This is a genomic window from uncultured Hymenobacter sp., from assembly GCF_964243305.1.
GTDB lineage: Bacteria > Bacteroidota > Bacteroidia > Cytophagales > Hymenobacteraceae > Hymenobacter.
Window position 1 is genome coordinate 1 of the sequence record NZ_CAXTEF010000062.1, and the last position, 12,788, is coordinate 12,788.

At 62.4% G+C, this 12,788-nt stretch carries 9 protein-coding genes; 5 read left to right on the forward strand and 4 right to left on the reverse strand.

Annotation, left to right across the window (positions count from 1 at the left end):
* The 4 genes from ACFE70_RS19525 to ACFE70_RS19540 form a co-directional block, all read right to left on the reverse strand.
* A partial coding sequence (locus ACFE70_RS19525) for a dihydroxy-acid dehydratase (protein ID WP_375419464.1) occupies nt 1-262 on the reverse strand: 262 nt, incomplete at its 3' end.
* Nucleotides 263-508: 246 nt separating this feature from the next.
* A complete protein-coding gene (locus ACFE70_RS19530; RefSeq protein ID WP_375419465.1) occupies nt 509-1,408 on the reverse strand; it encodes a branched-chain amino acid transaminase in 900 nt (299 codons plus the stop codon).
* A 139-nt stretch (nt 1,409-1,547) separates the two neighbouring features.
* On the reverse strand, nt 1,548-2,057 hold the full coding sequence (locus ACFE70_RS19535) for an integrase core domain-containing protein (RefSeq protein ID WP_375419466.1): 510 nt from the start codon (nt 2,055-2,057) through the stop codon (nt 1,548-1,550).
* Entirely contained in the window at nt 2,011-2,466 is a 456-nt protein-coding gene (locus ACFE70_RS19540) for a hypothetical protein (protein ID WP_375419467.1), read from the reverse strand. The genes ACFE70_RS19535 and ACFE70_RS19540 overlap by 47 nt, the downstream gene beginning before the upstream one ends.
* Nucleotides 2,467-2,815: 349 nt before the next feature.
* Here ACFE70_RS19540 and ACFE70_RS19545 point away from each other — a divergent pair, with 349 nt between their 5' ends.
* The 5 genes from ACFE70_RS19545 to gltB form a co-directional block, all read left to right on the forward strand.
* Entirely contained in the window at nt 2,816-4,360 is a 1,545-nt protein-coding gene (locus ACFE70_RS19545; RefSeq protein ID WP_375419468.1) for a hypothetical protein, read from the forward strand.
* A 572-nt stretch (nt 4,361-4,932) separates the two neighbouring features.
* Nucleotides 4,933-6,135, forward strand: coding sequence for an outer membrane beta-barrel protein (locus tag ACFE70_RS19550; RefSeq protein ID WP_375419469.1), 1,203 nt, complete (start codon nt 4,933-4,935; stop codon nt 6,133-6,135).
* Between the two features lie 131 nt (nt 6,136-6,266).
* Nucleotides 6,267-6,872 (forward strand): DUF4468 domain-containing protein, encoded by a 606-nt coding sequence (locus ACFE70_RS19555; RefSeq protein ID WP_375419470.1) that lies wholly within the window; start codon nt 6,267-6,269, stop codon nt 6,870-6,872.
* An 88-nt stretch (nt 6,873-6,960) separates the two neighbouring features.
* A complete protein-coding gene (locus ACFE70_RS19560) occupies nt 6,961-8,289 on the forward strand; it encodes an ammonium transporter (protein WP_375419471.1) in 1,329 nt (442 codons plus the stop codon).
* 358 nt (nt 8,290-8,647) lie between these two features.
* Nucleotides 8,648-12,788 (forward strand): glutamate synthase large subunit (gene gltB / locus ACFE70_RS19565; protein ID WP_375419472.1); only part of this gene is annotated, 4,141 nt, incomplete at its 3' end.

Genomic DNA, 12,788 nt, shown 5'->3' on the forward strand with positions numbered 1-12,788 from the left:
TGCCGTTGGTGATGCCGTCGCTCACGCCGATGGTGTTGAAGCGCAGCCCCACCAGGCCCTGCCCCGCGAGGCCGCGCTTCACCTCATCGGCCAGGCCATCGAGGTGCATGTTGCAGGTGTTGCCCTCAAAGCCCGTCGAGCACACGCCCACGAACGGCTTGCGCAAGTCGGCCTCCGACAAGCCCGCCCCGATGAGCATGGCCTGCGAGGCCGGCAGGCTGTCGTCCTGGGTGTAGATGCGGCTGTATTTGTTGAGGACCATGAGGAGAATTCTAGAACATCACCAGCGCGTCATGCTGAGCCGGCGTTGTGACATGGGCACGGGGACGGGGGCCGATTAGAACATCACCAGCACGTCATGCTGAGCCCCGCGAAGCATCTTGGCAGGTTCGTTGCAGGCGAGGGGGGGTAGGGAATCTAGTCGTTGTTTACCATTGATTAGTGCTGCGGTAGAGATGCTTCGACTCCGCTGCGCTGCGCTCAGCATGACCGTCTTTTCAATCTTCAACTACTCTAAAAGCGAAGCCGGCGCGGGCTCCATCTGCCCCGTCACGAGCGCGCGGTAGCGTCGGGCCAGCTGGGCACCTAGCGTCTGCTCGAAGGGGGTAGGGAATACGACCTCATCCACCGAGGCCACGCCGACGACTTCGGCGGCGGTGCCGGTCATGAAGGCGCCGGTGGCGCCGCGCAGCTCATCGGCCCGGAAGAACCGCTCGCTGACCGGGATGCCAGCCTCACGGGCCAAATCGATGATAGTGTTACGGGTGATGCCGCGCAGGATGCTGCCGCCGGGTGCGGTGAACAATTCGCCGTCTTTTTCCACGAAGAAGTTGGCGCCCGGCCCTTCGGCCACGTAGCCGTTCAGGTCCAGCAGCAGCGCCTCGTCGAAACCGCGGCCGCGGGCCTCGGAGCTGGCGATGATGGAGTTGGCGTAGTGCCCCGACACCTTGGCTTCGATGGGCACGGCCTTGGGGTTGGGGCGCTCGTAGGGCGAGATGGTCAGGCGCAGGTTCTTGGTGCCGAGATACTTATCCCAGGGCCAGACGGCCATCAGCAGGTTGCCGGTAGCGGGCGCGGTCAGGGTCATGTGGGGCGTGGCGGCGAAGGCCAGCGGCCGGATGTAAGCGTCGGCCAGGTTGTTTTTGGCTAGCAGGGCGTAGCTGATTTCGGTCAGCTCCTCGATGGAATACGTCAGCGGCAGGCCAATGGCTTGGCAGGAGTAGTGCAGCCGCTCGTAGTGCTCGCGGGCCTTGAAAATGCGCGTGCCGGCGGGCGTGTCATACGCCCGGATGCCCTCGAACACCGCGTAGCCGTAGTGCAGCGACTGGGCGTAGGCGCCGCAGGTGGCCTGCTCGGCGGGCATGAATTCTCCGTCCAGAAAAACGAGGGTGCTACTGTCGAAATACATAAAAGCGGGGCGTTGAGGACCAATCGAATTCTATGAAAAAGCCTTTCTGAGCGCGGGCTGAGAAAGGCTTTTGCCGGCGGGCAAGCAGGCGCTTTCAGCCCCTACGGCTGGCGGCTACCTAAACTGACAGATGAAGTTATTATACAAATGGGGCGGTGAAGGGGTGCATCTGGTGGGCGCGTTGCTGGGGCGTTTCGTTGTTGATTCCTTGATGAGGCCGTTCGCGGTTGTAGTGCATTTCCCACAGGCGCAAGCGGTAGCAGCGTTCCTCGTTGTCGGCAAAGCGCTGGCGGGTGAAGACTTCGGCTTTGTCGGTGCGGTTGCTGCGCTCGATGAAGCCGTTGCGCCAGGGCTGACCTTTAGCAATGAGCGCGTGGGCAATGCCCAGGGCCTGGCACTGCCGGTCAAAGGCAGTCAGGCGTTGCGGGTGGGCGGTGTACTTCATCGTAAAAATCATATGGTTATCCGTGAACACGACCCAGCATGGCGGCAGCCGGCCCACGGCGCGGGCCAGCATGGCGGCCACCGTGGCCGAGTCCTGGTTATCGTGAATTTCGCTGTACTTGAGGCGGGTCGCCAAGTGAATCACGGAGATTTTGTAGTCAAAGCCCTGGCCCTGGGGCAGCTTGGGCAGGAACTGCACGTCCATCTGCGCCCGGTGCCGCCCCACCGGCAAGGGCCGGGGCTTCTTTTTTTGGGCGGGCCGGGCGGGTGCGGCCGTGGGCCTGCAAGACGGCCAGCGCCGTGCCCCGGTGGGCCTGAGCAAAGCGCGGGCGCAACTCGGCGGCGATGCGCACCGGTCCGTGGTCGGGGTGGGCGTCGCGGTGAGCCAGCACGGCCGCTTCGTAGGCCGGCGTGCGCTGCGGGCGGGTCACCCCGGCCGGGCGGCCCAGCGGGCGGGACTGACCGCCCGAGCGCTTGGCCCAGCGCTGCACCGTGGGCAGGCTCACGCCGTAGCGGCCCGCTAACTGGCGGTAGCTGCTGCGCCCGGCGGCCACCTCCGCCTGCAACTGCTCCCGCTGGTGCGGCAACAAGCGCGCATTCTTGTGTTCTGACATGAGGCAAGCTAGTCTGTATAATAAATATACTTGTCAGTTCAGCTAATGACTTGTAGCAGGGGGCAGGAAAAGGAAGCCATGTTGCTGACAATGCGGGACGAACCGAAACCAAGGCGGATAAGCCGGCCGGATGTTGGCCTTAGCTTGCGCCGCCGAACGGCCAAACGGCGCGGGCTTCAGGGGCTAAAAAAGTTTCTAACGTTCAGCTTATTACCTTGCTGCTGAGTACAATGCTAGCGCCGGGTTAGGCGCCCGGAAAATGTATTTTAAGGCAACTTACTATTTCTAAAACGGTTTCCTATATCCGTAAACAGCTACTAGTCAGCGCCTACCGCAATTACCGATTACAATGCCAAGCGAAAGCAGCGACCCGGTTTTCCAGTTGATAAAATCCCTGACGCGCTCCGAAAAGCGTCACTTTCGGCTATTCGCCAACCGGCAGGGCTCGACTGATGGCCTGAAATTCCTGCAGCTCTTTGATGCGTTCGACACGGCCGCGCACTACGACGAGGAGCGGGTGCTGGCGCAGGTGCCGGCCATCAAAAAGGTGCAGCTCGCCAACCTCAAGGCCAACCTGTACCGGCAATTACTGGCCAGCCTGCGCATGTACCACGCCGGCCAGAACCTGGATATTCAGCTCCATGAGCAGCTCGACTACGCCCGCGTGCTCTACAACCGCGGCCTCTACCAGCAAAGCCTGCGCATGTTGGAGCGCCTGAAAGCCGCCGCCCAGCAGGCCGGCATGAGTCACATTACCCTGCAAGCCCTGGACTTCGAGAAGCATATCGAGGCCCAGTACATCACGCGCAGCCTGCGCGGCCGGGCCGAAGAGCTATCCAATGAGGCCCTGACGCAGGTCGGGCACGTGAGCCAGCAGCACGCGCTGTCCAACTTGGCGTTGCGCATGTATGGCTTCTACCTGCAAATCGGCCACGCCCGCCATCAGGCCGACTACGACCGCCTGACCACGTTTTTCCGGGCGGCGCTGGCGGGCGTGGACCTGCGCGGGGCCGACTTTTTCGAGGAACTGTACTACTACCAGGCCCACGTCTGGTTCTACACCATCACCCAGAATTTCCTGGCCTGCTACCGCTACGCCCAGAAGTGGGTTGACTTGTTTGAGCGCCAGCCGGCCATGCGCGAGCAGCAAACCATGCTCTACCTCAAGGGCCTGCACAACCTGCTGATAGCCACTTACAATTCACTGTATTACAGTAAGTTCATCCAGGTATTGGCTAAGCTCGAAGCCTTCGCCGCCGACCCGGACCGGCGCACCAACCCCAACATCGAGATGCTGCTGTTTCTGTACAGCTATACCAACCGCATCAACGCCTGCTTCATGCGCGGGAGCTTCCGCGAGGGCCTGGCCATCGTGCCGCCGCTGCTGGCCCGGCTTCGCGAGTTTCAGTTGCAGCTCGACCCGCACCGGCTGATGGTATTCTACTACAAAATCGCCAGTCTCTACTTCGGCAGCGGCGATTTCAACAAGGCCATTGAGTACCTGACCAAGATTATCCAGTTCAAGGATAGCGCCTTGCGCGAAGACATTCAGTGCTTCACCCGCATCCTGAACCTGGTGGCGCACTACGAGGCCGGCCGCGACGAAAGCCTGGACTACCAGGTGAAATCGGTGTACCGGTTCCTGGGCAAGATGAACGACCAGCAGCAGATGCAGCTCGCCATCCTGCGCTTCCTGCGCTCGTTGGGCACGCTGGACCCGCGGGAGCTGAAAAACGCCTTTACCGGGCTTAAAAATGAGCTGATAGCCATCGCTGCGGACCCGTTCGAGCGGCGGCCGTTTATGTACTTCGACATCATTTCCTGGCTCGAAAGCAAGATTGAGAACCGGCCGGTAGAGGAAATCATGCAGCGCAAATTCGCGCTTTTGAAGTAGGGTGCGCTACGGGCTTAGCGCGATTATCAAGGTAGAAATGCGGTACTCGCGTGTGCTCGCAGTACGGGGGGTAGGGCAATTGGCAGGAGGAAGCGTTGCGGGCCGAGAATTGACCCGACCGCCGAGTGCGGCGCGCCAGCAGGCGCGCCTTTTTTAGATTTCCGGGTTTTGGAGTTAACCTCTGACTTGTGGGAGCGGCATCGCCGAGCCTCACTACAACTTGGTGTGGGCTACTACCGGGCTTGATAAAACGCTTGTGAAGAGCGCTTCGAAAAAATTACTGCTTAGACGTAAACAAGAAATAAAATTTATTTTTTTAGAATTATGACATTCCTGTCTACATTTAGGCCGGAAAAAATTAGGTGCCTACCCCCTTCCATTTTAAGGGACATTTCAGTAAAACAATAGTTTTTGTTAGAATTGCCCTCGCGTTGTCAGGGGTATACTCATAAAAACAGTGCGTGTGAAATAAAAACCCTGTGGTCTTCATAGTCAAACAGGTTTGGTTTTTTAGTTTCCAATTGCGGCCAGGATTCAATTCGTCACCATCTCACTTTTTTACGGATGTTCCTATGAGAAAACTTTTAGGCACCAGCACATTTGCCCTTGTCAGCGTACTGGCCCAGGCGCAGACCGACTCCACTGACACTGGGAAGCTGAGCTTTTCGGGCTACCTCGACTCCTACTACCTGACGGCCCTTAACCGGCCGCAGTCAGGCAACCTGCTCGGCGTGGACCAGCTCGCCGGCCGGGCCTTCGACCGGATGGCCGACCAGTTCGCCTTGGGCCTGGTGCAAGCCAAGCTGGCTTACTCCAACCGCAAATCGGATGTCGTGGTGGACCTCACTTTCGGCCCTAACGCTGATTTGGGCAACTTCGGCAACAGCGGCGGCGCCCTGAACCTGTACCGGCCCCGCTCGCCGTATTCGGCGGCGCTCTATGGCACGGCGGCGGCCATCAAGCAGGCTTACTTCACGTACCGGCTAACCCCCAAGCTGGGCGTTACGGTGGGGCAGTTTGGCACCCACATCGGCTACGAGGTCATCGACGCGCCGCTGAACTATAACTACTCGCTTTCCAACCTCTTCAACAACGGACCTTTTTACCACGTCGGGCTTAAGGTGAACTACGCCTTTACGCCCACCACGAGCCTCATGCTGGGCGTGGTCAATAACTGGGACAACCTCACCGACGACAACAAGCAGAAGTCGCTTATCGGGCAGCTTTCGTTCAAGCCCGTGCCCACCTGGACGGTGTACCTGAACTGGATTGGCGGCCGCGACGACACCTACCTCGCCGGGTTGGTGCAGGCGGGCACTTTGCCGAAGCTGTTCGACGACTACTACCGCAACCTGTTCGACCTGACCACCAACTACCAGGTAACGCCCAAATTCTACCTGGGCCTGAATGCCGCCTACGGGCGCTACGGCTTCAACCCGAACACGTCGGACGAAACTATGGCGTTGCAGGAGCGCTTCGGCAGCGACACGCCCGACTGGGGCGGCGTGGCCCTCTACTCCAACTACGCCCTCAACGACCTGGTGGGGGTAGGCGTGCGCTACGAGTACTTCACCGATAAAAACAAGGTGCGCTACCTGCAAACCTCCGTCAACTCCCTGACCGTGACGGCCCCCGTCACGCTGGCGGCCGGCAAGCTGCAGGTCAAGCCCGAGTTCCGGTTCGACACCGCGCCGGGCCGCTACTTCGAGAACAAGTTTGGGCGAGGCACCAAGAGCCAAACCACGCTCGGCGTAGCTTTTATCTACAAGTACTAGTCCGGGAACCGCAGCACGAAGCGCCGCTTCGCGCTACAGCGCCTGCCAGTTCGCCCCGCCATAGCGCGGGACAGTTTGGCTTTTGTGGCCAACTCCGTGCCGCTTGCTCACTCTCTCCGACCCAACCAGCCGTGCGTTGTCTTCTCTTCTTCCTGCGGTGGCGTCCGGGGCGCGAGTGGTCGGCCGTGCTATTGCTGCTGCCGCTGCTGTGCGCGGCGCCCGCCGTGCGGGGGCAGGCGCTGCCGCTGGATGAGCAGGGCCGGGTGCGTTTTTTGGCGGTGGTGCCGGCCGACTCGCTGGGTCCTGACACGCTGTATGCCCACGCCAAGGCTTGGCTGCGCCGCCGCGGCTACACGCTGGCCACGGCCGATTCGGCCGCCGGGCGCCTGGTGGCCCACCACGCGGTGGGGGTGTACGACCGCGGCTACCTCACGCGCCGCTTGCACGGGCGGGTGCGCTATCAGCTCACGGTGGAAGTGAAGCCGGGTCGCTACCGCCTGCAATTTTATGATTTCGTGTTTCACTACTACCAGGAAGACCATGCCAGCCACCTGGTGCCAACCGGCAAAACCAAGCCCCTGGAAGACGCCACCGCCCCCGGCTGGCAGAAGCTCTGGGAAAGCCACCGCCAGGACACGCGGCAGGCCGTGGCCGCCCTGACCGCCGAACTCCGGCCCGCCATGCTGGCGAAGCCCGCGCCTCCCGCGCCCGTGCCGCGCCCCGCCGCCGACTGGTGAGCCAGGGCAGCAGCCCGGTGTCGGCGTCTGCGGCGCTGCTTTTCATTTCTAATCTTTCTCTTTTTCTTCTTCTCAACCTTTAACCTTTATGCAAAAGCTCAACCCCATTCCGCTCCTTCTGCTGCTGGCCCTGGCCGTGCTGGCCATCTTGCTGCCGGCCGTGCCCACGAGCATCGTCACGGCTGGCCTCAACAGCGGCGACACCGCCTGGATGCTCTGCGCCACGGCCCTGGTGCTGCTCATGACGCCGGGGCTGGCCTTCTTCTACGGCGGTATGGTCAACTCGAAAAACGTGATTTCCACCATGCTGCAAAGCTTCGTGGCGATGGGCATCATCAGCCTGCTGTGGGTGGTGGTAGGCTTCAGCCTGGCTTTTGGCGACTCGCTCGGGGGTTTTGTAGGCGACCCGCGCACATTCTTCCTGTTCCGGAACGTGCTCGATGGCAAGCCCTGGTCGCTGGCTCCGACGATTCCGCTGGCTTTGTTCGCCTTTTTTCAGATGAAGTTCGCCATCATCACCCCGGCCCTGATTACGGGCTCGATTGCCGAGCGCATCAACTTCAAGTCCTACGTGCTGTTCATCGTGCTCTTCAGCCTGGTCGTGTACGCGCCGCTGGCCCACTGGACCTGGCACCCCGAGGGCTTTCTCTTCAAGCTGGGCGTGCTCGACTTTGCCGGTGGCACGGTAGTGCACATGTCGGCGGGCTGGGCGGCGCTGGCCTCGGCCATCTACCTCAAGCCCCGCAAGCTGCACGCCGCCGAGCAGGTGCTGCCCCCGGCTAACATCCCCTACGTGCTGCTGGGCACGGGCCTGCTCTGGTTTGGCTGGTTTGGGTTTAACGCCGGCTCGGCCGGCTCGGCTAGCCCGCTGGCGGTCAGCGCCTTTGCCACCACGAACGTGGCCGCCTCGGCGGCCGGGCTGGCCTGGGTGCTGTTCGACGTGGCGCGGGGCAAGAAGCTCTCGGCGCTGGGCTTCTGCATCGGGGCGGTGGTTGGGCTGGTGGCCATCACGCCGGCCTCGGGCTACGTCACGGTGCCGGTCAGCATCTTCATCGGCGTGGTGGCCGGCATCACCAGCAACTTCTTCGCGCATCTGCGCTCCAAGTCGCGCCTTGATGATACGCTCGACGTGTTTCCCTGCCACGGCGTTGGCGGTATGGTGGGCCTGATTATGACCGGTATCTTCGCCAACAAGGCCGTCAACGCCGCGGCCGTCGATGGCCTGGCCTACGGCGGCACCAGCCTGTTTCTGACCCATATGCTGGCGCTGGTCTTGGTATCGGCCTTCACCTTCGCCATCTCGTTCGCCTTGCTCAAGCTCACCGACCTCATCACCCCGCTGCGCGTGTCGGAGGAGGAAGAAGACCAGGGCCTCGACGTAAGCCAGCACGCCGAGCAGCTGCTAGTTAATGCCTAAGCGCGGTTTCAGAGTCGCAGTGTCGCCAGCAGAACGATGTAGAGACGCGACAGTTCGCGTCTCTACATCGTTCGCCAAGTGCATCTCAACTTCAAAACTTGCTGATTGCTAAACAGCCGCGCCTTGCGCTATTTGATAGCGTAGTATAATAAACAATACTGCATTAACAATCAAGTAGTTATCTCAAAGACCCTCGGAGTAGAAATAGTAATTGCCGAAGAAAAACTTCTCTTCCGACTGGAATAAACACAGAGCTTGCGAAAGCGAATGGCTGCCTGAAACAGTCAGGCCAGGTCAGGCCTGACTGCCTGCCATTCCAGCCTGAAATACCCTTCCTTCCGCGAATTTCCTTCCGTTAATGCATCCCACTGACGCCGCCCAGGGCCTCTACCGCCCCGAATTCGAGCACGACGCCTGCGGGACCGGTTTCATCACCCACCTCAACGGCCGCAAAACGCACCAGACCATCACGGATGCGCTGACCATGCTCGAAAACATGGAGCACCGCGGGGCCTGCGGCGCCGATGCCGAATCTGGTGACGGCGCCGGCCTGCTGCTGCAAGTGCCCCACTGGTTTCTGCTCGAAGCCTGCACGGCCCTGAATTTCCGCCTGCCCGAGCCGGGCTGCTACGGCGTGGGCATGGCCTTTTTGCCGACTGACGAATCCATGCAGGCCGCTTGCCGGGAGCGCATAGCCGCGGCGGCGGCCCGGCTCGGAATGCCCCTGCTGGGCTACCGTCCGGTGCCGGTGAACCCGGCCGGCATCGGCCCCACGGCGCTGGCCGCCGCCCCGGTAATGGCGCAGGTGTTCGTGGGCCGGCCGGCGGGCATCGCCAACGCCGAGGATTTTGAGCGCAAGCTCTACGTGCTGCGGCGCTTCATTGAAAAGACCGTGGCCGAGACGCTGGGCGCGGCAGCGGCGGATTTTTACTTCGCCTCGTTTTCCTGTAAAGTGCTCGTTTACAAGGGCCAGCTGACGACTTTTCAGGTGCGCGGCTACTTCCCTGATTTGAGCGATGAGCGGGTGACATCGGCGTTTGGCATGGTGCACTCGCGCTTTTCGACCAACACGTTTCCGAGCTGGAAGCTGGCCCAGCCCTTCCGGCTGCTGGCGCATAACGGCGAGATTAACACCCTGCGCGGCAACCTGAACGGGTTTTACGCCGGCCTGCGCAATTACGTCTCGCCCTATTTCTCTTCGGAGGAGATGGACATGCTGCTGCCCATCATCGACGGCCACCAGTCGGACTCGGCCTGCCTGGACAACATCGTGGAGATTCTGCTGCACTCGGGCCGCTCGCTGCCGCACGTGATGATGATGCTCGTGCCAGAAGCCTGGGACGGCAACACCCAGATGGACCCGCTCAAAAAGGCGTTCTACGAGTTCCACGCCACGTTTATGGAGCCCTGGGACGGTCCGGCGGCGCTGCTTTTCACCGATGGCCAGATGATTGGCGCCATGCTCGACCGCAACGGCCTGCGCCCGCTGCGCTACGTGGTGACCGACGACGGGCGCGTGCTCGTGGCTTCCGAAGCCGGCGTCCTACCCCTCGCCCAGCGCGGCATCGTGCAGAAAGGCCGCCTCCAGCCGGGCAAGATGCTGCTCGTGGACACGGTGGCCGGCCGCATCATCACCGACGAGGAGCTGAAGGCCCGCGCCGCCGGCCAGCAGCCCTACGGCGCGTGGCTGCACGAGTACCAGATTCGGCTGGAAGAGCTGCCCGAGCCGCGCCAGATGTTCACCGATTTGGCGGCCGACTCGGTGTTCAAGTACCACCAGGTGTTCGGCTATACCCGCGAGGACATCGACACGCTCATCACCCCGATGGCTCTGGACGGCAAGGAGCCCCTGGGCTCGATGGGCGTGGACGTGCCGCTGGCCGTGCTCTCCGACCAGCCCCAGCACCTCAGCTCCTACTTCAAGCAGTTTTTCGCGCAGGTCACGAACCCGCCCATCGACCCGATTCGGGAGCGGCTGGTGATGAGCCTGGCCACGTTTTTGGGCAACAACGGCAACATTCTGGATGAGGACAAGCACCACTGCCACTGCGTGGCCCTGCGCCAGCCCATCCTGAGCAACCACGAGCTGGAAAAGCTGCGCAGCATCGACACGGGCATGTTCAACGCCAAGACGCTGCAAACGTATTTCCGGTCCGACGGGCAGCCGGGCTCGCTCGAAAACGGCCTGGCCCGCCTCTGCCGCTACGCCGAGGACGCGGTGAACGACGGCTTCGAGGTGCTGATTCTCTCCGACCGCGCCCTGGACTCCGAGCACGCGCCGATTCCGTCGCTGCTGGCCGTCTCAGCGGTGCATCATCACTTGATTAAGCAGGGCTGCCGGGGCTCGGTGGGGCTGGTCGTGGAAGCCGGCGACGTGTGGGAGGTGCACCATTTTGCCTGCCTGCTCTCGTTCGGGGCCACGGCCATCAATCCCTACCTGGCGCTGGCCACCATCCGCACCATGCAGCAGGCCGGCCAGCTGGCCGCGCCGGACCCTGACCCGCTGATTTACAACTACATCAAGGCCGTGTGCGATGGGCTGCTGAAGATTTTCTCGAAGATGGGCATCTCGACCTTGCAGTCGTACCACGGCGCGCAGGTGTTCGAGATTCTGGGCCTGAACCAGGCCGTGGTGGACGCTTATTTCTGCGGTGCCGTGACGCGCATCGGTGGGCTGGGGCTAGACGAAATAGCCCGCGAAACGCTCTACAAGCACTTTCAGGGCTTCAAAAGCACGACTTCAGAAGAGCAAAACCTGCTGCCCGACGGCGGCCTCTACCACTGGCGCCGCCGCGGCGAGGCCCACGCCTTCAACCCCGAAACGGTGCACCTGCTCCAGCACGCCACCCGCACAAATAACTACGCCACCTACCAGCGCTACGCCCGGCTCATTAACGAGCAAGGGCGCCAGCACTTCACCCTGCGCGGGCTGCTGGATTTTGCTTATCACCGCCCAGCCATTGCCTTGGTGGAAGTGGAGCCGGCCGAGGGCATCATGCGGCGCTTTGCCACCGGGGCTATGTCGTTCGGTTCCATCTCGCACGAGGCGCACAGCACCCTGGCCATCGCTATGAACCGCATCGGCGGCAAGAGCAACACCGGCGAGGGCGGCGAAGACCCGCTGCGCTATGAGCGCATGGCGAATGGCGACTCCATGCGCTCGGCTATTAAGCAAGTAGCTTCGGCGCGCTTCGGCGTCACAGCCCAATACCTGACCAACGCCGACGAGCTGCAAATCAAGATGGCCCAGGGCGCCAAGCCCGGCGAGGGCGGCCAGCTGCCCGGCCACAAGGTGGACGACTGGATTGCCCGAACCCGCCACGCCACGCCGGGCGTGGGGCTGATTTCGCCGCCGCCGCACCACGACATCTACTCCATTGAGGACTTGGCGCAGCTGATTTTCGACCTCAAAAACGCCAACCGCGCCGCCCGCATCAGCGTCAAGCTGGTGAGCAAGGCGGGGGTAGGGACCATCGCAGCCGGTGTGGCGAAGGCCCACGCCGATGTGATTCTGATTGCCGGCTACGACGGCGGCACCGGCGCCTCGCCCATCTCCTCCATCAAGCACGCCGGCCTGCCCTGGGAGCTGGGGTTGGCCGAAGCCCACCAGACGCTGGTGCGCAACCAGCTGCGCTCGCGCGTGGTGCTGCAAGCCGACGGCCAGCTTAAAACCGGGCGCGACCTAGCCGTGGCCGCGCTGCTGGGCGCTGAAGAGTGGGGCGTGGCCACGGCTGCCCTCATCGCGGGCGGCTGCGTGATGATGCGCAAGTGCCACCTCAACACCTGCCCTGTGGGCGTGGCGACGCAGGACCCGGAGCTGCGCCGGCTCTTCACCGGCCAGCCCGAGCACATCGTCAACCTGTTCCAATTTCTAGCCGAGGAGCTGCGCGAAATCATGGCCGAGCTGGGCTTTCGGACGGTGAATGAAATGGTGGGCCGGCCCGAGTTCCTGAAGGTGCGCGAAGACCTCACCCACTGGAAAGCCCGCCACCTCGACCTGTCGGCCATCCTGCACCCGGCCGCCAACCGCTCCGGCGGCACCTTATATAACAGCGAAAGCCAGGACCACGGCCTGGATAATATCCTCGATTGGCAGCTGCTCGAACACGCTCGCCCGGCCCTGGACGAGCAGCTGCCCGTCTTCGCGGAGTTTGAGGTCTACAACACCGACCGCACCGTCGGCACGCTGCTCTCCAACGAAATCACCAAGCGCTACCACGCCGCCGGCCTGCCGCCCAACACCATCAACTTCCGCTTCCGCGGCTCGGCCGGGCAGAGCTTCGGGGCGTTCAGCGCCAAGGGCTTGTCGTTTTCCCTGGAAGGCGAGGCCAACGACTACGTGGGCAAGGGCCTGAGCGGGGCGCAGCTGGCCATCTTCCCGGCGGCGGACGCGAGCTTCGTGCCGGAGCAGAACATCATCATCGGCAACGTCGCCCTGTACGGCGCCACGTCGGGCGAGCTGTTCGTGCGCGGGCAGGCCGGCGAGCGGTTCGCGGTGC

Bases quoted from the DNA above. Each gene is read 5' to 3' on its own strand.
- ACFE70_RS19530 (WP_375419465.1), bottom strand. From the start codon at position 1,408: ATGTATTTCGACAGTAGCACCCTCGTTTTTCTGGACGGAGAATTCATG.
- ACFE70_RS19535 (WP_375419466.1), bottom strand. From the start codon at position 2,057: ATGGACGTGCAGTTCCTGCCCAAGCTGCCCCAGGGCCAGGGCTTTGAC.
- ACFE70_RS19540 (WP_375419467.1), bottom strand. From the start codon at position 2,466: ATGTCAGAACACAAGAATGCGCGCTTGTTGCCGCACCAGCGGGAGCAG.
- ACFE70_RS19545 (WP_375419468.1), top strand. From the start codon at position 2,816: ATGCCAAGCGAAAGCAGCGACCCGGTTTTCCAGTTGATAAAATCCCTG.
- ACFE70_RS19550 (WP_375419469.1), top strand. From the start codon at position 4,933: ATGAGAAAACTTTTAGGCACCAGCACATTTGCCCTTGTCAGCGTACTG.
- ACFE70_RS19560 (WP_375419471.1), top strand. From the start codon at position 6,961: ATGCAAAAGCTCAACCCCATTCCGCTCCTTCTGCTGCTGGCCCTGGCC.